The organism is Pseudoalteromonas sp. RB2-MNA-CIBAN-0110, assembly GCF_040309305.1.
GTDB lineage: Bacteria > Pseudomonadota > Gammaproteobacteria > Enterobacterales > Alteromonadaceae > Pseudoalteromonas > Pseudoalteromonas arctica.
In genome coordinates this window covers 15248-37201 of record NZ_JBEOOQ010000022.1, presented here as the reverse complement: position 1 = coordinate 37201, position 21954 = coordinate 15248, and the positions used below count along the sequence as shown (strand labels likewise).

The window sequence follows — 21954 nt, the reverse complement described above, 5'->3', positions numbered from 1 at the left end:
TTATTACACAAATAAAAAGGGTTAACTTGCGTTAACCCTTTTTATTTATTTATCGATAGTATTTTCTGTTTTGGTTTTTTCGTACCGTTTTATTCCTGCTACCCATGTTTGCAATACGTTTGTTTTGTATATCTCGTCAACAGGTACTTTAAAGTAGTCTTTATCAAGTAAAATAAAGTCGGCCCATTTACCTTTTTCTAAACTACCCACCTTAAATTCTTGATGAGCTGAATAAGCGCCACCGAGAGTAAATGCACGTAATGCATCTTCGCGACTTAGTACTTCACTTGCGCGCCAGCCGTTTTCAGGTAGTTTGTTATGATCCATGCGTGTAATGGCTGAATACAAACCATCAAATGGATTTGCAAGCTCTACCGGGTAATCAGAGCCTGCTGCAACAACCGATCCTTGCTTTAAAAATGTTTGCCAAGCATAGGCACCGCTTAATTGTTTTTCAGTTAAGCGTTGCTCTGCCATATGCATATCAGATGTGGCATGTACTGGCTGCATTGAAGGGATTATTTTTAACGCTTTAAAGCGAGGGATATCCTCAGGCGTTACAATTTGTGCGTGCTCTATTCGGTTACGTAGTAATATACCGCCCGTTTTTTTAAACACATTTTGATAAGCATCAAGTACTACTTTATTTGCTTTATCGCCAATTGCGTGGGTATTTGCGCTAAAGCCGCTTTTAAAGCTTTGTGTAAAGAGCGCTTCGAGTTTTTCTTGTGTTTCAAGCATTAAACCATGGTGACCAGGTCTGTCTGCATATTCTTCAATCAGAGCGGCTCCGCGAGAGCCAAGTGCACCATCGGCGTAAACTTTAACACTGCGAATTTCCATAAAGTCATTTTTGTCGTGGTATCGGCCTGCCTTTAACATTGTGCCTAAATCAGGACTTGCACCACTTAGCATTGCCACAATACGTAATGGTAAATTACCAAGGTCGCCGCGCTCTTTGTAAACCTCCCATGTGGTTTTATCAATACCTGCATCGTGAGTAGAGGTAATGCCTAAACTTAATAAATGCTTACCTGCTGCATCAAGTGAGTCACTTATATCTTGTTTTGAGGGGGCTGGCATATGCTGGGTAATTAGCGATTCTGCTTTATCTACAAAAATACCTGTAGGATTACCAAATTCGTCTTTAATTATTTCACCGCCTTCAGGCGCTTTTGTTTTGGCTGTAATACCAGCAAGTTCGAGCGCTTTTGAATTAACCCAAATGGCGTGGCTGTCAACCCGAGAAAGCACCACAGGTCGATCGCTAACTATTTTGTCTAAATCTTTAGCTGTAGGAAAGCGTGTATCAGCCCAAAGCTCTTGGTTCCAACCACGCCCTATAATCCAACCTTGTTTGTTATCGGCAAATACTTTTAGTTTATTTGTTACTTCATCAACCGATGTTGCGCCGCGTACGTCAAGTTGCGATAAATTGTCGCCAAGGCCAATAACGTGCCCATGAGCATCAATTAAGCCAGGTAATAAGGTATTACCGTGCGCGTCAATTAGCTTGGCATCTGGGTAGCTATCTTTAAGTGTTTCGCTACCGAGCTTAACTACTTTGCCATTTTTAATAACGAGGGTAGAAAACTGCTGTACTTCACCTTTGTATAAAGGGGTATAACCATTGGCGTTATAAATTACTTTTGTTTGTGCGAGAGTGTAGCTAGAACTAGCGCAAAGGCTGGCTAGTATGAGTGGTTTGATTATTTTTTTGAGTGGCATAGTTACTTAATTTTTATTGTTAATTTACTTACACTAACAAACTTGATTTTATAATACCAATGAATTGATAGACCTCATTTTAATGTTTTTCTCTATATTAACTGTTTACAAAATAGGTAATTGATGTGATTATTTAGTATGTAAAACAATCAATAAAGCATAAGGAAACGCTATGAAAGCCCTCTATTTATTACTCCCATTAACTTCATTACTTGCGGCATGTGGATCGACACCTACTGTAGATAAGAGTGTAGAAAAGCTAAACCATACTGATGTATCAAATGCTGAAATACGCGATTATATAGATTTATCAAGTGTTGAACTGCGCGACAGGGTGAAAGACTATTGGAATATTTCCACAAGAACAGAACCACGATATCCAATAGCTGCTGCAAAAAAAGGTCTTGCAGGTTGTGTAGAACTCATGACTATTATTAATGCTGAGGGTAAGGCGCAGGGATATAAAGTAATTTCTTCATATCCTAAAGGGTTATTTGATGAAGCCGCAGCTCAATCTTTAAATACATGGGCCTGGCTGCCTACTAACGTAAATGTAACTAAACAACCTATACTTACTCATATTAGAATTGATTTTATGATTGATTCAATACCAGTAGGTAAAAAATATTTAAAAAATTGTCCGGCTGGCGAAACATTTCAAGTAACAGGAAAAACTAAAAAAATCTCCTACTGATGAAACATTTCAAGTAACGAGAAAATTACAAGGTTTGAAAAAAGTACTTATTTACCTCACTTTAAAATTACTTTCGGTGTGTGTAATATTTTAGCTCGAACCTTTATAAAATTAGATGGGTATTAATACTAATATTTATAAATAACTAAATAAGCATCAAGAATAAGGAAATGCTATGAAAGCTCTCTATTTATTACTCCCCTTGAGTATGATGCTAACAGCCTGTAGTTCAACGTCTGATAAACAAGTAAGCGATGAAATGCTGAGTTTTATTGATTTATCGAGTCCTGAACTGCGAAGTAAGGCAGGTGAATACTGGGATGTTGTTAAAAGAGTAGAGCCGCGATATCCGATAGAAGCTGCAAAGAAAAGTATTTCAGGCTGTGTTGAGTTATCTGTGCTAGTTAACTCACAAGGTAGGGCTCAAGGGTATAACATCATTTCGTCTTACCCCGAGGGCGTGTTTGATAATAATGCGGCAGCTGCTGTGGGTTTATGGCGCTGGAAAGCGACAACTGAAAATACGAGTAAGCAACCTATCCTAACTTATCTCAAAATGGATTTTATGGTGAGCCCAAAACCTACTGATGCAGAGTATTTGGCGCATTGTTCTAAAAATAAAGCCTGAACGTAATTAATAGATATAATAAGCTAGGTGTTTGTTTATCTAGCTATAAATCTACTTACTTGCATATAAGCCATATTCATTTAATGCTAATTTACCGTCTTTGTCACTATCGTAGCTTGAAAACCGTGACCACAAAGCCGGGTCTATAGCTGTTTCTGAACGTGATAAAAAACCGTCTTTATTCCTATCTAGCTTTTTAAATTGCTTTGCAATGTCGTTACTTGCGGCAAAACTAAATGCGCTAAAAATACTAAACGCCAGCAGCGTTATATAGCTAATACTTTTCATATAAATCACTTAGTAAAGGTTGTTAGTTAGATAACTTTTAAATTCGACTAGCGAAATTTGGTTATCTTGGTTTTTGTCCCATTTTACAAAGGTGTTTAAAAGTTGTGGTTGGGGATCAAGTTCGTCGTGTGTTAAATAGCCACTTTTGTCGCTATCTAGGTGATCAAAGCGTTGCTTTACATCAAGTGCCGCGGCATCAAAACTTAATAGCATTAAAATGCTTATAACAAGGGAAAGTATCTTCATGGTTTTCCTTCCAAAAGATGTATTAAAAGTTCGTGGCTAAAATAAAGTAAAAAGGAAAAAGCACTTGCCGTAATTTAACTCCCAACATTAAATCCTTTTACACACTCCCTCAGGGATTATGGCAAATGCTTTTAAATTCAGTTTACTTGTAACAAGCTTAAGTAAAGCTTAATCAGTAATTACTCATTAAGGCTTAAAGCTTTCAAATTCTTTTTTTGAGACTTTTTCATCACCGTCTTCATCTAAGTCGGCAAATTGTCTCATTACTTCTTTGTCTTCCTTTGCTTCTACAATTGATATTTGTCCATCCATATCTTTATCTAAATGAGCAAAGCGCACGTTTGTTGGCGATGCAATTACGGTGGCACTAATTGCTAAAAACATTAATGAAAAAGCGGCTATAAGTTGTTTCATAATCACGTTCCTTATTAAATGAGTTTATTGAATAAATTTTTTGAATTCATCTAGCGACAATTGCCCATCTTGATTAGTATCAATTTGTAAAAAATTTTCGTGTAAAACGGCATCCTCACCTGCTTCGGCTTCACTTAATGTACCGTTACTGTCTTTATCAAGCTCGTTAAAAGTCGCGTGAACGTCCATTGCGTGTGCGTTAGCGCCTAAAAAGCCTAAAGCTAGTAATGATGAAACTACTAAAATGCGTTTGTTCATAATTATTTCCTTATTGATTAAAGTTAGTAACAGCATTACAAAAATGATGCCAATAATAATTGTTATTAATTTTCAATTACTTAGCGTTTTAACTTGAGGAGAGTGAGAATTTTTTACGGGGTTTATTGTAATTTTTGTATGTCTTTTGCAACACTATGTAGCGAGATTAAAGAGATATCTTTAAAATCAATGATTTACGCTGTCTCTATTTGGCGACACATTGTTTTTGTAGCACTGGCTGTTAATTGTATTAAATATAATTGCTGGTTCAGCTAGTGTATAAGGTAAGCACTTAATAATAGAACGCTTAACTTAAAAGGACTAAACGAAATGCCAGCAACCATAGCTAAAAAATACCAAGCAATGCTTAACTGGCGGCCTAATTTAATCGGGCAATTTGCAATGAGTATGCTGCTTTCGTTGCTCCCGCTTTCTATAGTGGTGATTGTATTTTTAAATGCGCTTAACAAGCAATTAGCTATTACTCAAAGTCTTGTAAGTAACAATTACCAAGTTACTAAATCGTTTAATACTTTAAAACAAGAACTCAACAGTCTTGAGCGGGCCACTAGGCAAAACTGGGTATTAAAAAGTGAATCGCTCGACAAACTCATTGTTGATAAATGGCAATCATCCCTGCAAAGCATTGATGAGCTTAAATTTGTAAACATGAATAAAGATTATACCCACCAATGGCAACGCTTATATACCACCTTACAAACCGCGCATGTTGAATTGGTTGAGCAAAAACAACAACAAGCTGAGTTGTTTGTCCCAGTGAGCGATTTAGTCGCTGAACTTACTTTATGGTTACGTGATAAAAACGAAGCGCAAATTACCAATAACCAAAATGAGCTGACAAGCCTGCAAGCCTCATTTATAAACTGGCTGGTGGCACTTATTCCACTTACTTTAATTGTAGGTGGTGGTTTTTTATGGCGCATAAGTGGACGACTAAAAGGGTTAACCACGGTTATTGATAAGTTAGGACAGGGACATTGGCAGCAAAAAATATCAGTTAAAGGTTCCGCTGAGCTAGTTGAGCTAGGAGAAAAACTCCAATGGGTGCAAGAGCAACTACATATGCTTGAGCAGCAAAAAGATACCTTTTTACGCCATGTTACCCATGAGCTAAAAACGCCGCTTGCTTCAATGGTCGAAGGCACTGATTTACTAACTGATGAAATAGTAGGCCCAATTACTGCTGAGCAAAAAGCAGTGCTTGAGCTTATTAGCCAATCTATGGTGCGCCTTCGTACAATGATTGACAGCCTGCTGAGTTATAATGCAATTCGCACCAGTAAAGACAGCCTAAGCGAAGTTGAGTTTAGCTATCTTATTAATAAAATTAATAGCCATTTTGAACATCGCTTAAGTGCGCGTCAGCAAGCTCTGCAATGGCAAAATAACTTACCTAATAAAGAGCTTGCTTTACCTAGTGAGCTTATTGAGATGATTTTAATTCAGCTTATTTCAAATGGCTTAAAATTTTCACAAGATAAGCAAAGCGTTACTATTAATTTAGCACTTGAGCAAAACCAACTTTGCATTGCTGTGCTTGATAAAGGGTGCGGTATTAAAGAGCAAGAAAAAACTCAAATTTTCAGCGCATTTTATCAAGGTAAACACAGTAAAAATGTTACGCTGCAAGGCAGTGGGCTTGGCTTAACTATTGTGAAAGAATCTGTTGAACAGCTAAGAGGTACACTTACTGTTGAGCATAACGAGCCGCATGGTTGCCGGTTTTCAATTAAAATTCCCATAACAAAAAATCTAGGAGTTAATTAACATGCGCTTGCGTTTAATCGCTATTTTATGTGTGCTCAGTAGCAGCATGGTTATATCAGGTTGTGAAATTAATAATGGGCAAGAAGAGCGTGTGTCAATTACACCAGCACCTGTGGTCGATACTAAAATAAAAAACGACAAAAACAGCAAACCAAGCCCAAAACCCAGACCAAAAATAGAACCTAGCTACCCTCCAGCAGAGCAAGTTATTGCATGGCACGCTAATCAGTGTGGCGGATTTAAATTGGTGCCAAAAAAAGATATTTTTACAGGCGAAAACGATCTTAAACGCTTTTTTAAATTTATGTGCTTAAACATAAATGATGATCCAAATACAGTAATGACTAAGTTGCTAAAACTCGATCTTGCTTACTTTTGGCCAGATGATATAAAGCAATATTTATGGCTTCAAAAGCAGCAAGTGACTATGCAAATAAATGCTAAAAAAGAGCAGCAAGCACTTAACAATAAAATGCAAGAAACCCTCTCATCTTTAGCAACAATTGAGCAGCAGCTTTTACTACGAGAAGAAACTAAGGAGCAGTAACTATGGTAGCAACTAAAGTGCAAGGTGCAAAAGTATTACTCGTTGACGACGACGCTAGCTTATTAAAACTGCTCGCTATTCGTATCGAATCAAAAGGGTACGAAGTAACGACCTGTGAAAGCGGCTTAACCGCACTACAAATACTTAAAAGCCAAGTGTTTGACGCCGTAATAACCGACTTGCGTATGGATGAAATGGATGGCATGGCGCTGCATCGTCAGTTGCAAAGCCGCTACCCTGCATTACCTGTCATTATGATGACAGCGCACGGTTCAATTCCTGATGCAGTAGAGGCAACTAAGCAGGGCATTTTTGCATTTATAACTAAACCTGTAGATAAAGATGAGCTATTTGACAGCCTTGCTAAAGCGATAGAAATTCACGGTGTTAACGCTGATGAAGCAGCACCTAAAAGTAATATTGTTACGCGTAGCGGCACAATGCTTCACTTGCTCGAGCAAGTAAAACTACTTGGGCCAACACAAGTTAATGTACTAATTTCAGGGGCTAGTGGTACAGGTAAAGAGCTACTCGCACAGGCGATTCATCAACATAGCCATGTAAGTAACGGACCTTTTGTTGCAATTAACTGCGGCGCTGTACCAGGGGAGCTTTTAGAGTCCGAATTATTTGGTCATAAAAAAGGCTCTTTTACAGGCGCAATTAAAGATCACCAAGGGTTGTTTCAACAAGCTGAGGGCGGCACGTTATTTTTAGACGAGATAGGTGATATGCCACTTAACTTGCAGGTTAAGTTACTGCGCGTATTACAAGAAAAAACAATTCGCCCGGTGGGCTTTCAAGAAGAAATAGCAATTGATGTACGCATAGTGTCGGCTACACATAAAAATCTTCCTGAAGCTATTTTAAACCAACAATTTAGAGAAGATTTATACTATCGCTTAAACGTAGTTAATTTAAAATTACCGCCACTGTGTGAGCGCCGCGAAGATATAAGCTTATTAGCACAGCACTTTAGTGCAAGCATTGCTAAGCGCATGAAGCAAACTGAAAAACACTTTGCAAGCGATGCTATGCATGCGCTTGTGCGTTACGACTGGCCAGGTAATATCCGCCAACTACAAAACGTAGTAGAGCAGGTCGTAGCATTAACGCCAAGCGATGTTATTTCAGAGCACTTAGTGTTAGCAGCGCTAAATAGTAACGAAACAAATGTAGAACCATTATCACTAAACGACGCTAAAAAAGAGTTTGAGCGCGACTATGTAATTAACACTTTAAAAATGGCAGGTGGTAACGTAGCCGAAGGCGCTAAGCTTGCTAAACGTAACCGCTCAGATTTTTATAAGTTGATTAAAAAGCATAATATTGATGTTGATAATTTAGGTTAAGGAAAAGCATGCAGTTATTTATGGTTTATTTAGGTGGCCGGATTCGAGGTTGCCACATTGAAATGCATGATATTCGTTTTGTAGTTGGGGAGAATATAGAGCAAACCTACTCAAAGTTAAAAAGCCAGTGGGTAGGCGACAGAAGTAGTGTTCACATGGATAGTTACATGGCAATTAATCACATTGATGGCTTTAAAGTAGAAGTAGTCGATAGCTATGTGGAGCAAAATAAACAACTCTATTTTGTAAATTTAGGGGCTTATAGGAGTGACTCTATGGCTGAGCAACACGACTTTGCACTGTATGTTGCAAGTAGTAGCCATGAAGCTAAAGAGCGCGCTAAAAACGATTTACTTGCAGGCCTTAGCCATATTCATAAAGATGATTTACATGACGTAGACGATTGCTTTGCTATTGATTTACTCGACAGCCAGCTAAACATTAAACTCACGCCCAGCGGTATATCGCAGCCGATAAAGCCAGACTGGTTTGGCTACCACGTACTTTAAATCAGCCAAAAAGCAGGATTAAGAGTCCTGCTCGTTTTGTTCATCCTTTTCGCTTTTAGCCGCCATTTTAAACGCCACAATAACCAATCCAAACATAGCAAACGGCAGTGCTGCTAACATGTATTCAACCACATTACTGTCTTGAAAATTTGCTTGTAGTAAAAAGTGACCCGCCACACACATTAAAATAACCACTAATAAAATGGGTAGTAACATAAGTTCTTTTTTTGATGAATGGTTTTTCATTAATTGTGAGGCTATAGCTGAAAATAATGCGCCATTGTAATGAGCTTACTTGAGCTTGGCAAACACCGCAGAATTTTTTAATTAATGTTATGATTAACATCAAACAATTTTATTAATGTTTATGGGAATAAAGTGAAAAGTAACTTAAAACAAGTTTACCTCGTTGGTGGGGCAGTTCGCGACAAGCTGCTAAATATAAAATCAAAAGATAACGATTATGTAGTAATTGGCGAAACGCCAGAAACAATGCAGTCGCTAGGTTTTGTACCAATAGGTAGCGATTTTCCGGTTTACTTACACCCAAAAACAAAAGAAGAATATGCACTCGGGCGCACAGAGCGTAAAAGTGGCAAGGGCTATACAGGCTTTGTGGTTGATGCCAGCCCAACTGTAACGCTAGAAGAAGATTTAGCAAGGCGTGATTTAACCATAAATTCAATGGCGCTTGATGAACACGGTAATATTATTGACCCGTTTAATGGCCAAACTGACTTACAAAATAAAACACTGCGCCACACCACGGAGGCATTTGTAGAAGACCCTGTTCGAGTACTGCGTATTGCCCGTTTTTTAGCGCGCTATGGCAGTGATTGGCGTATTCACCCAAGTACTTATGCACTAATGCGCGAGCTTAAAAATAAAGGTGAGCTAAATCATTTAGTACCAGAGCGCGTGTGGCTTGAAACCGAAAAAGCACTGGGTGAAAAGTACCCTGAGCTTTATTTTGAAGCACTGCAAGGCTTAGGCATTTTTCCAGAGCTTGAGCGCATGGTTAACGTACCTCAACCAGCAACCCATCATCCTGAAGGGGATGTATTTGTACATACTATGCTGGTACTTAGGCGTGCTGCCGATTTAAATTTTAACTTGGAAGCACGTTTTGCTGCACTAACCCATGATTTTGGAAAAGCGCTTAGTTTTAAAAAGTATGGAAACCTACGTGGGCACGAACGCGAAGGTGTTGCAGTTATTGAGGCGTTTTGTGAGCGCTTAAAAGTGCCTAATCGTTTTCGCGATGTTGGTGTACTCACCAGTGATAATCATACCCTTTGCCACACGATTGATCAGTTAAGGCCGCAAACTATTCATAAGCTAATAGTGACTAACTTAAATGCGTTGGTACACCCAGAACGTTTTATAGCGTTTACCCAAGCATGCCAATGCGATGCACAAGGGCGTGGTGAAACACTGGTTGATAAGCCATACCCGCAAGCAGCTAAGCTGCGAGCAATTCATACTGAACTGCAAAAAATGGATAAGAAACTGGTAGTGCAAAATGCACTTAAAAATGGCAAAAAAGGCCCTGAAATAGGCGAAGAAGTAAAACTTGCAGAAATAAACTGCATTAAAGCATTTTTAGAACATGAGAAGTCCCAAGCGCAATAAAATTAGACTAAGTAGTGCGATACGCCTTGGTTTTTAGTCGCGTCGTGCTTTCTTAGTTCTTTGTAGTTTGTACTTTTAGGTTTTACATTTTCAGACTCCGGTTTTTTAGAGGGCCTGTATAAGTCAAAAATAAAGTCTAGTTCTTCACGCTCTAGTGATGGTTTCATGAGTATTCCTTCAATTTAATACTTTAATATGATGTAGGGTATGGTCATTCGACTGAATTAAAAGTGAATAGTTACATTTGAAGTTGTACTAAATTGTAACTGGCAGGTTTTGAGGGGTGGGAGGGGTTTGTTTGTTAATTTATATGGAGTTAAGGTAAATTAAAGTAACTGTTTTTAACGAAAAATATACAGCTGAATTTAATTTATTGCGTAATTACTATTTGCATATAATGCTGTAGCTATAAATATAACGGTACAAATATAATGGTAAAAATACAGCCTTAGCCAGTAACTAACGGCAGCGTTACGGTAAATACGACACCATCACCTTGCTCGTTATTTTGCGCTGTTACACTGCCTTTATGGTAGTCGCACACCAGCCTTACAATATAAAGACCTAACCCCAAATGTGGCTGTTGCTGCATTTGCTGGCTACGTACCGACACCATAGAGTCAAAAATATGCTCAGTTAATCCTTCGGGTAACGCGGGGCCTGTGTTACTCACTGTTAATATTGCTTTATTTTCGCTCTGCTTAAGGCCTACATTAATAGCCGTATTGGCTTCACTAAACTCCAGCGCGTTATTAATAAGCTTATCAAGTAGCTGAGCTATAAACTCCGGTGCACCTTGCATAGGTAATTTGTTTTGGCATACATCAAGCGTAAATAGCTGATGTTGGTAAGTAAGCTGATAGCCTTGCATGCAGCCATTTATTACTTTTTGTAAATCAAAAGGCTCAGGTTCGTTGCTTTGAATACTTTGTTCAAGGCGAGTGGCTTCGCTCATGATGGTTATTATTTTACCTAAGCGTTCAACGCCTTCGCTGGCGCGATCGAGATATTTTTGGCTCAGCTCGTTTTGCGGCAAGCTTTGTAAGTTCTCGAGTGACGAGCGTACTACGGCAACCGGCGTGCGCAGCTCGTGTGATAATCGCGACGACATATTTTCTAAGTAATCGGTATAGCCACCAAGTCGACTAACAATGTTTGAAAAACTACGAGACAGATCGCCAATTTCATCGTTAGCATCGCTGTAATTAATACTGCCGGTAACACGCCCTTGTGCATCAATTGCTTGTTCAGCTGTATCGCGCAGTCGCCTAATTCGGTTCGATATACGCGAGGCAAAAAAGAACAAGGTGACAGTACCAATTAGCATTACGGCTAAAATAACGTTGAACAGTTTTTCGAGCGATTTATTACGTAGCGTACGTACGCCGTTAGTGGTTTCCTCTGCTATTACTGCACCAATTACTTGGTCTTGGATCCAAATAGGGTAAGCGGCCGATAAAATAACAGCTTTGCTGTCGGGAGTTAAGCGCCAAGACGATGCTGGTTGCCCTTTTAATGCTTTAGCTAAATGTGTGCCCTGCATAGAAGCTACATCGTGCAGGGTATCTAAAAACTCATTTTCGGGACGCGTTAATATTTTATAGTAAATTGGGTGCAAGTAATTTTGCTCAAAGCGCTGCCACCAAGTTTTAGGTGCTTGGTTAGCAAGCCCATCAGCCCATACGCCATCTGCATTTTGAATAGTACCCGATTGTGCAAGTACGCGATGATGGTTATCAACTACCCAAATGCGGCTACCACTGTGGCCCATGCCTTTTAAAATACGGCTAATTTCTGGGGAAGGTACGAGTACCGAGCCTAAATCGTTTGGGTTATTTAAGTTTGAGGTCGACATTATTTTAGGCTCTAACAACGCCTCTTTATTATCAACATCAACAATGGCAAAGCCAAGTTTGTTGCCCAGCATGTTGATAGGAAAACGCAGCTCTACGTTATAACCAGATTCGGTACTTTCAAAATAGCCCTGGATTTTAGTAAAAGGGGCTTTGGTTTTTGCATCAAACGCATTAACCCAGCCGTTTTGGCGTGGCGCAATAATGTAAGTGTTAAACTGGCCGTCAGGCGTTTTTAGGCCAATTTGTAAATAATCGTTATTAGTAATGCTTAAGCTATTTTTAGCGCGATAAATAAGGGTATTGTCGGTGACTTTAAATACGGCGTATAAGTAGTTATCAAACTTTCCCACCATGTGATCAAATGATAAGTCACTGGCTTGATGTTTGTTATCTGCTTTTTGTAAGTAGCGTTTGTCGTAATGCCAAAATAACGGCTGGTAGCTGTCCCAATCGTTAAGTTTACCGTCGAGCTGAATAGGGTTTTTAAGATTATAAGCGTATAAATCGCGGCCTTTTACTACTTGGTCTAAAAAGTTGGTTTGCTCGTCAAATAATGCGGGGCGCTCATGTAATGCAGTAGCAAGTGCGCGAGTAGTGCCTACGAGGGTTTTTTCTTGGCCTTGGCGTAAAAACTTTTCCATTTCCCATACGTACTCGTAGCCAAGCCACGGCAGCAAAAACAAAAAACATGAAAGTAATATAAATTTACTGCGCAGACCAAATCGTAGCATTAGTGTTGTTCCCACCGATAGCCCATGCCATACACGGTATCTATGCAATCAAAGGAGCTGTCGAGTGCTATAAACTTTTTACGGATACGTTTTACGTGTGAAGTAATGGTGCTGTCGTCTACATAAATTTTAGCATCGCTCATTAATTCGTTACGGCTTTTAACATGGCCTGGTCGCTGGGCGAGTGAATGCAGCATCCAAAATTCGGTTACGGTTAAATCAGCTAATTGTTGTTGCCAAAATACCTGCATACGTTGTGTGTCGAGCGTTAATTGCCCGCGTGTTATGAGTGCGTTTGCATCAGCGGGTTGCTCAAGTGCTTCCATTCGGCGAAACAGCGCACCAATACGTGCAGCCAAGTGAGCCAAGCTTATGTCTTTTGTTAGGTAGTCGTCGGCGCCCATGCGCAGGCCGCATACGGTATCTATTTCGCTATCGCGGGCGGTTAAAAAAATAATAGGCAGTGTTTTAGAAAGCGCTCGCAATGTTTGGCACAGTAAAAAACCACCATCTATTTCATGGCCTAGGCCAATATCAACAATGGCTAAATCGGGCAGGGCATTTTTAAATTCAGCTTCTGCGCTGGCGCGATCTGCAAAGCCACTAACGTGATAGCCCTGTGCGCTCAGCATTTCTATGTAGTTTTCGCGGATTGCGGGTTCATCTTCAACGATGGCTATTTTTTTCATTCTAATCATTATCCTATTGCCTCTGTTGTGCACTATATCGAAGTTTTTAAGCTAAGTACGCTTAAAAAGGCAATTGCCATTTTTTTGCCACAATTGCTCAGCAGTTTGCCATTTTTGCTCCCCTTTATTGCCACTTGAACTTGTTTTAATACACCCATCAAAACAAAACATCACAAATTAAAAAGTAAGTTTAAGGATCAAATCATGAAGAAGACATTAATTGCGTTAACACTGATTGCTAGTTTTTGTACTCCAGCAATTGCCTCAACATCTAACACGCCATCAAAAGAAGCCCATAAAGAAACGGCTATTGGGCTAGGTGCAGGCGTTATTATTGGCGGCGTAGTAGGCGGGCCAATAGGTGCGTTTATTGGGGCATTTGCCGGTGGTTTAATAGGTGATTCAAAAGTAGCAGATAACAAAATTGCAGAGCAAGAGCGTGCAATTACGGTTATGAAAGAAAAAACCAGCGATTACCAACACGTGCTTAACCACAATAATATGTTAGAGCAACAGCTAGAAGTGCTTGCCAATCAAAATGAGCAGTTAACTCAAGTTCAAATTAATAACTTATTGGCGATGACGGTGCAATTTAAAACAGGTTCAAGTGTTATTGCCCCGCATTTTGCGCTGCAGTTAGATCAACTCGTTACCTTGTTAAACAACCAATCACAACTCGCACTTGATTTAAGTGGCTTTGCCGATCAACGCGGCGATGAGCAAGCTAACTTTTTACTTTCTAAAGCGCGTGTAAATGCCGTGCAAAGCTATTTAATAAAACACGGTGTGAGCCATAAACGTTTAAGCACGCAGGCATTTGGCGAGCAGCAAACATTGGCTAATAGCAACACGGTGGAAGATAACTTTTTTGATAGACGCGTAACGCTTACCACTCGCTCAATGAACCCAGCAAATGGCCAAACGGCGAGCAACTAAAACTATTTAAAACAAAGCGTTCGATGGAGTGATTTTATGTTGAGTAAACCAACCAAAATACTTACTAAAGTAAGTATTTTTATATTCATAGCGATTGTGCTGTTAGCGAGCTTTAAAAGCCATGCGCAATCACCCAAGTTAGAACTTTTTGATAGCAATGGTGCGCCAGCAGGCCCAGCAATAATATTAAAAAGCGACGCCAATATGACCTTAACCGGCCTAATTAATCATGTTGTAGTAACGCAAACCTATCAAAACGAAAACCCGTTTGCAGTTAACGCGCGCTACGTTTTTCCATTGCCAGATGAAAGCGCCGTACATGCCATGACGATGCGTATAGGTGAGCGAGTCATTAAAGGCCAAATTGATAAAAAAGTGGAAGCTGAAAAAAAATACGAGAAGGCTAAAAAAGGAGGTAAGCAAGCGGCCCTTGTACGTCAGCAACGCGCCAATATGTTTATTACTAATGTGGCAAATATTGGTCCTGGTGAGCGAGTAATTATTGAGCTTGAGTATCAAGAAATAATTGATTACAGCAGCGGCACATTTGCTATTAGATTTCCGACTACTATTACACCGCGTTATCACGCGATTAGTGGTGAAGTTAATACTCAAAATCAAGCGCATGTTAATCCGCTCCCAACGGGATGGTTAAGCCCTGTTTACAGTATTAAAAGCAGTACTCAAAATGATAACGTACCAAGCAGCCAATTTAGCTTAAACATTGATATAGACGTAGGCTTAGAGCTGGTGGATATCAATTCTAAATTTCATAATGTTGATGTACAAAACACTGCGTTTGGGCAATATAAAATAGCGTTAAATGAGACAAATGCAGTTAATCGCGACTTTGTACTTGAGTTTAAACCGCTGCAAAAAGAGCAAGCTCAAGCCGCATTTTTTACTCAGCAGTTTGAAAATGGTGACCGATACGGCCTTGCTATGCTAATGCCACCAGGGGATCACTTTACACAAACTCAGCGATTACCTCGCGAAATGGTATTTGTAGTTGATACGTCTGGCTCTATGCACGGGCAATCTATGGAGCAAGCTAAAAAAGCCTTGTTTTATGCGCTGTCATTACTCGATAGCGACGACAGCTTTAACATAATTGGTTTTGATAACATAGTGACTCCAATGAGCGATAAACCACTTATAGCCAGCGACTTTAATTTACGCCGTGCAGAGCGATTTATTTATAGCCTAGAAGCCGACGGCGGCACAGAAATACAAGGTGCGCTTAATGCCGTACTTGATGGCAGCGAGTTTGATGGTTTTGTACGCCAAGTTGTATTTTTAACTGATGGCAGCGTAAGCAACGAAGACGCATTGTTTAAAAATATTCAAAGTAAATTAGGTGATAGCCGCTTATTTACAGTGGGTATTGGCAGCGCACCTAACAGCTTTTTTATGCGCCGAGCGGCAGATGTCGGTAAGGGCTCATTTACGTTTATAGGCAGCACAAGTGAGGTGCAACCTAAAATGCAGCAGTTGTTTGATAAGCTTGCACATCCGGCTATTACTAATTTGGCACTAAGCGATGAAGGCGGTAACAGCTTAGGTTTTTGGCCGTCACCACTACCTGATTTATATTTTGGCGAGCCTATCATGGTCGCTATAAAACTTAATAATGCTAAAAGTGTGGTACTTGCTGGGCAAACAGCACAAGGGCCTTTAAGTATTAAATTAAGTACACAAAATAGCTCAAGCGCTCAAGGTATAGCAAAACTGTGGGCGCGCCAAAAAATCAAGTCATTACTTTTATACAACGAGCAAAGTACCGTTAAAGATGAAGTACAGGAGCTTGCGCTTACTCATCAATTACTTAGCCCGTTTACTGCTTTTATAGCGATTGAACAAACTCACATAAAAGAAGTGGCAGAGCAAACAGCGCAAGCTACTAATGCAGTACCACAAGGTATGGCAATGCGTTTACCGCAAACCGATGGGCAAAGCAGGTTACATATATTGCTAGGCTGTATTTTATTATTGGGATTTGGCGCGCTTAAAATAAACCGATCATTTAAATTAAGCAGGGCACGTAAATGAAAAGGTGGCTAAGCGCGGGCTTACTAATCGCTGGGCTTGGATTATTTGGTCACGGTGCTTATATGCAGGCAAAAGCGTGGCTTGCTCAAGTATTAATTGAACAAGCATGGCAAGAGGCGCTTAAATCACCCGGGATTAAAGTAAGGCCGTGGTATTACGCCGACAGCTACGTTACTGCAAAGCTTGATTGGCCAAGCCATAATAAAACATTAAGCGTATTGGCTGGAGCGAGTGGTCGTAATTTAGCATTTGCGCCTAGCCAATTTTTACCCGCAGGGGAGCTTGGCGGAAAAGAATTTGGAAACGAAAAAGGCGCGCTAATAGCTGGGCATAACGACACCCACTTTGCATTTTTACAAAACGCAAAAGTGGGGGAGGCGTTTAATTTGCAGCTGCAAAGTGGGGTGATACAAAATTATAAGGTAACGGGGATTGAGGTTATTCATCAATCCCAAAACTCATTTTTACAAACACCTGGGCTGTATTTGCTTACCTGTTATCCTTTTGATTCGCTTGCCTCGGGTACTGATTTAAGGCTGCTTGTATCTGCGCAAATGTCTTCGCCCGATTCGCTAAGCGGTATATCAACCACAAGTTCTTGATGGCGCTGGCTTACCATTACACCAATAAATACCACAAATATGCTCAGCCATTGCCAAACGTTGAGCACTTCGCCCAAAATAATAGCGGACAAAATAAGTGTAAAAATAGGAATTAAATTAGAGTATGCAGCAGCGGTTAATACCGATACTTTGCTAATAGCGTAGTTGTACATGCCGTAGCCGCCAAGGGTTACACACGAGCCTAAATACAAAATGCTCATAAGTGCGGTTAAGTCGTGTTGGTTTTCGCTTGGTAGGTCGATAAAAAATAAAAACGGTGCAAAAAACAAGCTGCCGCTAATACCTTGCAATGCAATTAAAGTCAGGGGCGAGTAGCGATTAGCTAAATGTTTAATACTTACGGTATAAAATGCAGCGCACACCATAGCCATAAGCTCTAAAAAGTTACCCAACAACGGATTAGGTGCCTGCTCAGAACTGGGTGAAAGAAGCGTAAGTAAAATACTGCCGCCAATACACAGCGTAAAACCGACCACGATGGATTTACTTATGTATTCTTTAAGCAATAAAAAGGCAAGCAGTGCAATAATAATAGGTAAGCACGACACAATAACCCCAGCCTGTGAGGCTGACGTGTATTCCATTGCATGGCCTTCAAATAAAAAGTACAAGCAAGGCTCAGCAAGCGACATACCCACTAAATACTTCCAGTCACCTTTTAAATACTCAAACCGAATAACGTAGCGCCATAAACAAAGCGACAAAACTAACGTGGTGAGCATGCGTAAAAATATCACCAAGGCAGGGTCGTAAATGGCAATGGCATATTTGAGCGCAATAAAAGAGCTGCCCCATAAAAAGGTGGCAATAATTAGACATAAACTGGCAGGCATAGAGAGTAATTTACATAATTTAATAAAATCAGATCCTAGCATGAATATTTTTAACTTGTTCAAAAATACCGAGCTGGTATAAATTAATTCATCTTTAATTAATCAGTAGTAAAAAGCACATGCAAAGGGAACAGGTAATAGTTGTAAAGCTTGGTACAAGCGTACTTACTGGCGGCACCGATAAACTAGATAAAGCACATATGGTTGAATTAGTACGCCAATGTTGCGAGCTTAAAAAACAAGGTCATCACGTTATTTTAGTATCGAGCGGTGCAGTTGCTGCTGGGCGCGAACAACTATTAAAACCCTGTGGCAGAAGCTTAATTGATAAACAAATGCTTGCTGCAATTGGACAAGGTCAACTTATTCATATTTGGCAGAGCTTGTTTGGTTTATACGGTGTAAATGTAGGGCAAATGCTGCTAACTCGCGCTGATGTAGACGACAGAGAGCGCTACCTTAATGCCCGCGATACACTCAATGCGTTATTAAATTACGACGTTGTACCCATCATTAACGAAAATGACGCAGTCGCTACCAGCGAAATAAAAGTAGGCGACAACGATAATTTATCGGCACTTGTCGCTATTTTGGCTAATGCTAATAAGTTACTGCTACTTACCGATCAAGAAGGGCTATTTACCAGCGATCCGCGCACAAACGCCGATGCCACCCTCATTGGTGAAGTAACACATATAAACGATGAACTGCGACAACTTGCTGGTGGCAGTGGTACAAATTTAGGCACCGGCGGTATGGCGACTAAACTGCAAGCCGCCGACATTGCAAGGCGCGCAGGTGTTGAAGTTATTATTGCTAAAGGCGCAGGTAAAAACGTTATTTTAAAATGCATGAGTGACGAGTTACCAGGCACGCGTTTTTTAAAACTCACCGCTCCAAAAGATGGCCGTAAAAAATGGTTACTAGCCGGGCCTAAAAGTACCGGCCAAATTGTTATAGATGCAGGTGCTATTGGCGCCCTTCAAAATAAAGGCGCAAGCTTACTTGCTAAAGGCGTTACTAATGCATTTGGACGTTTTGAACGCGGTGATTTAATTGATTTAATAGATAATAAAAATCAAGTAATTGCACGGGGCTTAACGCGCTTTAGTAGCACCGAGGTAAATAAAATAAAGGGTGCGCATTCTAGTCAAATAGGCCAGTTACTCGATTACGATAGTGGCGCAGAAGTACTTCATAGGGATGATATGGTCTTGCTATAGAAGCACTTTTAGTAAATTAAATTACTTGAGTGTAATTCTCGCAGTATTACACTTTTTTGATTGTAAATTTGTGCTAAAATCTGGCTCCTTAAATTGTTGTAAGCAGAGCACAGAACATGAAATTAGTTCGTTGGTTTTTAGGTTGTATAATCTTATTCTTTAATTTTGTATTTACTCCTCGCAGTAAAAAGCGTGCAAGCGACGAGCAAGCACAGCTTGATCAGCAAACCTCACAATTTAAACTGTATCAATTTAAAGCATGCCCGTTTTGTGTAAAAGTACGTCGCGCCATTAAACGCGAAGGCTTAAACATAGAAACGCGTGATGCAAAAGACAATGAGCAATATCGTCAAGAGCTACTAGAACAAGGCGGCAAAGTTAAAGTGCCTTGCCTGCGTATAGAGCAAAACGGCCAAGTACAATGGCTGTACGAATCAAACGATATTATTGCTTACTTAAACAAAGTAGCTGCATAAACCACTTTTATTATCTCACTTATTTAAAGAGAATATACCATGACAATTCGCACCCGTGTTGCCCCGTCGCCAACTGGTGACCCGCATCTTGGCACCGCTTATATCGCCTTATTTAACTACTGTTTTGCTAAACAACAAGGCGGTGAATTTGTACTTCGTATAGAAGATACAGACCAAGTACGTAGCACGCCAGAGTCTGAACTTGCGATTATGGATAGCCTACGTTGGTTAGGGCTTGAGTGGGATCATGGTCCTGATGTGGGTGGCGAATTTGGTCCTTACCGTCAATCTGAGCGTAGCGATTTATATAAAAAATACGCGCATCAGTTAGTTGATGATGGTAAAGCGTTTTACTGCTTTGCAACAAGCGAAGAGCTTGATCAAATGCGTGAAGAGCAAATGGCAGAAGGCCTACGCCCTAAATACGACGGTCGTGGTTTAAATCATACAGATGAAGAAATTAAAGCAAACTTAGCTGAAGGCAAACCTTACGTTATACGTATGAAAATCCCAAGCGAAGGCACATTTAAGTTTAACGACTACCTACGTGATGAAATTGAGATCCCGTGGGAAAACGTAGACATGCAAGTGCTTTTAAAAGCAGATGGTTTTCCAACGTACTTTTTAGCGAACGTAGTTGACGACCACCATATGGAAATTAGCCATATTTTTCGTGGTGAAGAGTGGATTAACTCAGCACCTAAGCTATTAAAGCTTTATGAAGATTTTGGTTGGGAAGCGCCAGTACTTGGTCACTTACCGTTATTACGTAACCCAGATAAATCAAAGCTGTCTAAGCGTAAAAACCCAACGTCTATTAACTACTATAAAGAAATGGGCTACCTGCCAGAAGCCGTGCTTAACTACTTAGGCCGTATGGGTTGGTCAATGCCTGATGAGCGTGAAAAGTTCACGTTAAATGAGATGATTGAAAACTTCGACATGAAGCGCGTATCGCTTGGTGGTCCAGTATTCGACGTAGATAAATTAAGCTGGTTAAACGGCATGTGGATCCGCGAGAATCTAACCGACGAGCAGTTAATTCAGCGCTTTGTTGATTGGAAGTTTAATGGCGAAATGTTAGCTAAAATATTGCCAGAAGTTAAAACACGTATTAATACGCTGTCGGATATGGTTGAGCTTGCAGGGCACTTTGTAGGTGGTATTCCAACTTACGATCCTGCGCTATTAACAGCCGGCAAAGCAGACGAAAACGTGATTCGCCAAGCGCTACAATTTTTTGTATGGCAGCTTGAAGGTTTACGTGGCTTTGAAAAGCCCGCTATTTTTGCAATTGCAAAAGAAGTGGCTACATTCCACGAGCTTAAGATTAAAGACTTTTTAGAGCCAATATTTGTCGCAATTACTGGAAAAACGTCAAGTACGTCAGTGCTTGATGCAATGGAAATATTGGGGTCTGACTTATCACGTGCTCGTTTACGTGTAGCACTTGCTCATTTAGGTATTTCTAAAAAGCAGGCTAAAAATATAGAGCGTGCGTACCGCGAATACCCAAGTGCATAATTACTAAAATGCACTTATAAAAGCCGAGCTTATTAAGCTCGGCTTTTTTGTTTCAGGCCGTTTAGCTATATGACATCGTATTTTGATATTGTTTAGCCTAAGCATTCATAATTTACTAAATGCTACAATGCGGCATATAAACTCATAGGAGGCAGTATGATTGCAACCGTTAAAAACAAAGCTATTTTTAGCAGTAATACATTTTCGATAAACCTTGTTACTTACCCAACTAATCATAGCGTAATGAACCATATTGACCCTGTGCAGCAAGGGCGCTATTACAAGCTCAATTTTGTATTAGAGAAACCTAAAGCGGGTGGGGTATTTAAATGCTCAAAATGCATTATAAATTTATTTAATCGCGTGTATTTATTCAGACCCGATAAATACGAACACAGCGTATCTAAAATCGAGTCTGGAAAGCGCGTACTACTTAGCTTTGCGCTTAATATATAATTTGCACTTTTACTTATTAATAGTCGTAGGCCTGTCCGGTGCATAAAACAGATAGGTCGCAATACGATACAGACGTTTCACTACAAGAATTAATAGTAAAAGCATTTCCGCCTCTGCGCATGGCATCAGCTTTAAGTAAATCAATTGCGTTTGATTTAGAGCGGTTATAGCTTACATTATTGTTACCCATACCGTCGCCATCACAGCTTTCACCTTCTATTCGGCCTAGGAGTGTAGCGCCACTTTCGTGTGCTTCTTGGTCGCTATAAAATTGCTGTAAATCTCTTTTATTAACGTAGGTGCCAATTTCTTGAGATAAAACGCCGTTGTCTATATCTGTATGATAAGTCATGCTTGAACAACCCGTTATTGTGGCGAGCACTGTTATTGCCGTTATAAAACGTAGCATATTTATTAGTCCCTTAATTTATTATTTGAAATAGTAAATTACTAACAAAATCAAATGCGGGCAAT

General features: G+C 40.0%; 25 protein-coding genes. 14 read left to right on the top strand and 11 right to left on the bottom strand.

The window, feature by feature from the left end; translation table 11 throughout:
- Nucleotides 1–45 precede the first annotated feature (45 nt).
- Entirely contained in the window at nt 46–1728 is a 1683-nt protein-coding gene (locus tag AAEY68_RS12035) for an amidohydrolase (protein ID WP_350585989.1), read from the bottom strand.
- Between the two features lie 172 nt (nt 1729–1900).
- Here AAEY68_RS12035 and AAEY68_RS12030 point away from each other — a divergent pair, with 172 nt between their 5' ends.
- Together AAEY68_RS12030 and AAEY68_RS12025 are read left to right on the top strand one after the other, a co-directional pair.
- Nucleotides 1901–2422 (top strand): energy transducer TonB, encoded by a 522-nt coding sequence (locus AAEY68_RS12030; RefSeq protein WP_350585988.1) that lies wholly within the window; start codon nt 1901–1903, stop codon nt 2420–2422.
- Nucleotides 2423–2597: 175 nt separating this feature from the next.
- Complete coding sequence (locus AAEY68_RS12025; RefSeq protein WP_350585987.1) at nt 2598–3050, top strand: energy transducer TonB; 453 nt, start codon at nt 2598–2600, stop codon at nt 3048–3050.
- A 51-nt stretch (nt 3051–3101) separates the two neighbouring features.
- Here AAEY68_RS12025 and AAEY68_RS12020 read toward each other — a convergent pair whose 3' ends face one another.
- The 4 genes from AAEY68_RS12020 to AAEY68_RS12005 form a co-directional block, all read right to left on the bottom strand.
- Nucleotides 3102–3338 (bottom strand): EF-hand domain-containing protein, encoded by a 237-nt coding sequence (locus tag AAEY68_RS12020; protein ID WP_007581557.1) that lies wholly within the window; start codon nt 3336–3338, stop codon nt 3102–3104.
- A gap of 9 nt (nt 3339–3347) precedes the next feature.
- Nucleotides 3348–3584 (bottom strand): EF-hand domain-containing protein, encoded by a 237-nt coding sequence (locus AAEY68_RS12015; protein ID WP_007581558.1) that lies wholly within the window; start codon nt 3582–3584, stop codon nt 3348–3350.
- Between the two features lie 186 nt (nt 3585–3770).
- The gene (locus AAEY68_RS12010; RefSeq protein WP_007581559.1) at nt 3771–3998 is read right to left on the bottom strand and encodes an EF-hand domain-containing protein; all 228 of its coding nucleotides are present in this window, start codon (nt 3996–3998) and stop codon (nt 3771–3773) included.
- Nucleotides 3999–4022: 24 nt separating this feature from the next.
- On the bottom strand, nt 4023–4256 hold the full coding sequence (locus AAEY68_RS12005; protein ID WP_350585986.1) for an EF-hand domain-containing protein: 234 nt from the start codon (nt 4254–4256) through the stop codon (nt 4023–4025).
- A gap of 330 nt (nt 4257–4586) precedes the next feature.
- On the opposite strand from AAEY68_RS12005, the gene AAEY68_RS12000 reads away from it, so the two are divergent.
- Genes AAEY68_RS12000 through AAEY68_RS11985 form a run of 4 tightly spaced genes read left to right on the top strand, consistent with a single transcriptional unit; the run spans nt 4587 to nt 8452 of the window.
- Nucleotides 4587–6044 carry a sensor histidine kinase gene (locus tag AAEY68_RS12000; RefSeq protein WP_350585985.1) on the top strand — a complete coding sequence of 486 codons (1458 nt, stop codon included), beginning with the start codon at nt 4587–4589 and terminating at the stop codon, nt 6042–6044.
- Nucleotide 6045: 1 nt separating this feature from the next.
- Nucleotides 6046–6591 carry a hypothetical protein gene (locus AAEY68_RS11995; protein ID WP_024598655.1) on the top strand — a complete coding sequence of 182 codons (546 nt, stop codon included), beginning with the start codon at nt 6046–6048 and terminating at the stop codon, nt 6589–6591.
- A gap of 2 nt (nt 6592–6593) precedes the next feature.
- The gene (locus tag AAEY68_RS11990) at nt 6594–7943 is read left to right on the top strand and encodes a sigma 54-interacting transcriptional regulator (protein WP_350585984.1); all 1350 of its coding nucleotides are present in this window, start codon (nt 6594–6596) and stop codon (nt 7941–7943) included.
- An 8-nt stretch (nt 7944–7951) separates the two neighbouring features.
- Nucleotides 7952–8452 carry a DUF1543 domain-containing protein gene (locus tag AAEY68_RS11985; RefSeq protein WP_076923624.1) on the top strand — a complete coding sequence of 167 codons (501 nt, stop codon included), beginning with the start codon at nt 7952–7954 and terminating at the stop codon, nt 8450–8452.
- Nucleotides 8453–8470: 18 nt separating this feature from the next.
- Here the strand turns inward: AAEY68_RS11985 and AAEY68_RS11980 are convergent, their stop codons facing one another.
- On the bottom strand, nt 8471–8698 hold the full coding sequence (locus AAEY68_RS11980; protein ID WP_007581571.1) for a hypothetical protein: 228 nt from the start codon (nt 8696–8698) through the stop codon (nt 8471–8473).
- A gap of 132 nt (nt 8699–8830) precedes the next feature.
- On the opposite strand from AAEY68_RS11980, the gene AAEY68_RS11975 reads away from it, so the two are divergent.
- Nucleotides 8831–10084: a multifunctional CCA addition/repair protein gene (locus AAEY68_RS11975; protein ID WP_350585983.1), complete on the top strand. Its 1254-nt coding sequence runs from the start codon at nt 8831–8833 to the stop codon at nt 10082–10084.
- A 2-nt stretch (nt 10085–10086) separates the two neighbouring features.
- Here AAEY68_RS11975 and AAEY68_RS11970 read toward each other — a convergent pair whose 3' ends face one another.
- From AAEY68_RS11970 to pdsR, 3 genes are all read right to left on the bottom strand, one after another.
- A complete protein-coding gene (locus AAEY68_RS11970; RefSeq protein ID WP_007581574.1) occupies nt 10087–10251 on the bottom strand; it encodes a hypothetical protein in 165 nt (54 codons plus the stop codon).
- A 281-nt stretch (nt 10252–10532) separates the two neighbouring features.
- A complete protein-coding gene (pdsS, locus tag AAEY68_RS11965; protein WP_350585981.1) occupies nt 10533–12671 on the bottom strand; it encodes a proteobacterial dedicated sortase system histidine kinase in 2139 nt (712 codons plus the stop codon).
- Entirely contained in the window at nt 12671–13360 is a 690-nt protein-coding gene (gene pdsR / locus AAEY68_RS11960; RefSeq protein ID WP_350585980.1) for a proteobacterial dedicated sortase system response regulator, read from the bottom strand. The genes pdsS and pdsR overlap by 1 nt, the downstream gene beginning before the upstream one ends.
- Before the next feature lie 204 nt (nt 13361–13564).
- Between pdsR and pdsO the strand changes: the two genes are divergently transcribed.
- The 3 genes from pdsO to AAEY68_RS11945 are packed head-to-tail and all read left to right on the top strand — an operon-like array spanning nt 13565 to nt 16947.
- Nucleotides 13565–14296, top strand: coding sequence for a sortase-associated OmpA-like protein PdsO (gene pdsO, locus AAEY68_RS11955; RefSeq protein WP_350585979.1), 732 nt, complete (start codon nt 13565–13567; stop codon nt 14294–14296).
- A 36-nt stretch (nt 14297–14332) separates the two neighbouring features.
- Nucleotides 14333–16345, top strand: coding sequence for a marine proteobacterial sortase target protein (locus AAEY68_RS11950; protein WP_350585978.1), 2013 nt, complete (start codon nt 14333–14335; stop codon nt 16343–16345).
- Nucleotides 16342–16947, top strand: a complete 606-nt coding sequence (locus AAEY68_RS11945; RefSeq protein WP_350585977.1) for a class GN sortase — start codon at nt 16342–16344, stop codon at nt 16945–16947. Before AAEY68_RS11950 ends, AAEY68_RS11945 begins: the two co-directional genes overlap by 4 nt.
- Here AAEY68_RS11945 and AAEY68_RS11940 read toward each other — a convergent pair.
- Nucleotides 16842–17801, bottom strand: a complete 960-nt coding sequence (locus AAEY68_RS11940) for a DMT family transporter (protein ID WP_350585999.1) — start codon at nt 17799–17801, stop codon at nt 16842–16844. The two genes, AAEY68_RS11945 and AAEY68_RS11940, sit on opposite strands and share 106 nt — an antisense overlap.
- 119 nt (nt 17802–17920) lie before the next feature.
- Here AAEY68_RS11940 and proB point away from each other — a divergent pair, with 119 nt between their 5' ends.
- The 4 genes from proB (at nt 17921) to AAEY68_RS11920 (ending at nt 21480) form a co-directional block, all read left to right on the top strand.
- Nucleotides 17921–19024, top strand: coding sequence for a glutamate 5-kinase (proB, locus tag AAEY68_RS11935; RefSeq protein ID WP_165721072.1), 1104 nt, complete (start codon nt 17921–17923; stop codon nt 19022–19024).
- A 116-nt stretch (nt 19025–19140) separates the two neighbouring features.
- A complete protein-coding gene (locus AAEY68_RS11930; protein WP_007581591.1) occupies nt 19141–19500 on the top strand; it encodes a glutaredoxin family protein in 360 nt (119 codons plus the stop codon).
- A 39-nt stretch (nt 19501–19539) separates the two neighbouring features.
- Entirely contained in the window at nt 19540–21024 is a 1485-nt protein-coding gene (gene gltX / locus AAEY68_RS11925) for a glutamate--tRNA ligase (RefSeq protein ID WP_350585976.1), read from the top strand.
- A 156-nt stretch (nt 21025–21180) separates the two neighbouring features.
- Entirely contained in the window at nt 21181–21480 is a 300-nt protein-coding gene (locus tag AAEY68_RS11920; RefSeq protein WP_021032137.1) for a hypothetical protein, read from the top strand.
- A 16-nt stretch (nt 21481–21496) separates the two neighbouring features.
- Here AAEY68_RS11920 and AAEY68_RS11915 read toward each other — a convergent pair whose 3' ends face one another.
- Nucleotides 21497–21889 carry a hypothetical protein gene (locus AAEY68_RS11915; protein ID WP_024593283.1) on the bottom strand — a complete coding sequence of 131 codons (393 nt, stop codon included), beginning with the start codon at nt 21887–21889 and terminating at the stop codon, nt 21497–21499.
- Between the last annotated feature and the right edge of the window lie 65 nt (nt 21890–21954).

Excerpts from the sequence above, each read along its gene's own strand:
- AAEY68_RS12035 (WP_350585989.1), bottom strand. The coding sequence starts at position 1,728 with ATGCCACTCAAAAAAATAATCAAACCACTCATACTAGCCAGCCTTTGC.
- AAEY68_RS12030 (WP_350585988.1), top strand. The coding sequence starts at position 1,901 with ATGAAAGCCCTCTATTTATTACTCCCATTAACTTCATTACTTGCGGCA.
- AAEY68_RS12025 (WP_350585987.1), top strand. The coding sequence starts at position 2,598 with ATGAAAGCTCTCTATTTATTACTCCCCTTGAGTATGATGCTAACAGCC.
- AAEY68_RS12020 (WP_007581557.1), bottom strand. The coding sequence starts at position 3,338 with ATGAAAAGTATTAGCTATATAACGCTGCTGGCGTTTAGTATTTTTAGC.
- AAEY68_RS12015 (WP_007581558.1), bottom strand. The coding sequence starts at position 3,584 with ATGAAGATACTTTCCCTTGTTATAAGCATTTTAATGCTATTAAGTTTT.
- AAEY68_RS12010 (WP_007581559.1), bottom strand. The coding sequence starts at position 3,998 with ATGAAACAACTTATAGCCGCTTTTTCATTAATGTTTTTAGCAATTAGT.
- AAEY68_RS12005 (WP_350585986.1), bottom strand. The coding sequence starts at position 4,256 with ATGAACAAACGCATTTTAGTAGTTTCATCATTACTAGCTTTAGGCTTT.
- AAEY68_RS12000 (WP_350585985.1), top strand. The coding sequence starts at position 4,587 with ATGCCAGCAACCATAGCTAAAAAATACCAAGCAATGCTTAACTGGCGG.
- AAEY68_RS11995 (WP_024598655.1), top strand. The coding sequence starts at position 6,046 with ATGCGCTTGCGTTTAATCGCTATTTTATGTGTGCTCAGTAGCAGCATG.
- AAEY68_RS11990 (WP_350585984.1), top strand. The coding sequence starts at position 6,594 with ATGGTAGCAACTAAAGTGCAAGGTGCAAAAGTATTACTCGTTGACGAC.
- AAEY68_RS11985 (WP_076923624.1), top strand. The coding sequence starts at position 7,952 with ATGCAGTTATTTATGGTTTATTTAGGTGGCCGGATTCGAGGTTGCCAC.
- AAEY68_RS11980 (WP_007581571.1), bottom strand. The coding sequence starts at position 8,698 with ATGAAAAACCATTCATCAAAAAAAGAACTTATGTTACTACCCATTTTA.
- AAEY68_RS11970 (WP_007581574.1), bottom strand. The coding sequence starts at position 10,251 with ATGAAACCATCACTAGAGCGTGAAGAACTAGACTTTATTTTTGACTTA.
- pdsS (WP_350585981.1), bottom strand. The coding sequence starts at position 12,671 with ATGCTACGATTTGGTCTGCGCAGTAAATTTATATTACTTTCATGTTTT.
- pdsR (WP_350585980.1), bottom strand. The coding sequence starts at position 13,360 with ATGAAAAAAATAGCCATCGTTGAAGATGAACCCGCAATCCGCGAAAAC.
- pdsO (WP_350585979.1), top strand. The coding sequence starts at position 13,565 with ATGAAGAAGACATTAATTGCGTTAACACTGATTGCTAGTTTTTGTACT.
- AAEY68_RS11950 (WP_350585978.1), top strand. The coding sequence starts at position 14,333 with ATGTTGAGTAAACCAACCAAAATACTTACTAAAGTAAGTATTTTTATA.
- AAEY68_RS11945 (WP_350585977.1), top strand. The coding sequence starts at position 16,342 with ATGAAAAGGTGGCTAAGCGCGGGCTTACTAATCGCTGGGCTTGGATTA.
- AAEY68_RS11940 (WP_350585999.1), bottom strand. The coding sequence starts at position 17,801 with ATGCCTGCCAGTTTATGTCTAATTATTGCCACCTTTTTATGGGGCAGC.
- proB (WP_165721072.1), top strand. The coding sequence starts at position 17,921 with ATGCAAAGGGAACAGGTAATAGTTGTAAAGCTTGGTACAAGCGTACTT.
- AAEY68_RS11930 (WP_007581591.1), top strand. The coding sequence starts at position 19,141 with ATGAAATTAGTTCGTTGGTTTTTAGGTTGTATAATCTTATTCTTTAAT.
- gltX (WP_350585976.1), top strand. The coding sequence starts at position 19,540 with ATGACAATTCGCACCCGTGTTGCCCCGTCGCCAACTGGTGACCCGCAT.
- AAEY68_RS11920 (WP_021032137.1), top strand. The coding sequence starts at position 21,181 with ATGATTGCAACCGTTAAAAACAAAGCTATTTTTAGCAGTAATACATTT.
- AAEY68_RS11915 (WP_024593283.1), bottom strand. The coding sequence starts at position 21,889 with ATGCTACGTTTTATAACGGCAATAACAGTGCTCGCCACAATAACGGGT.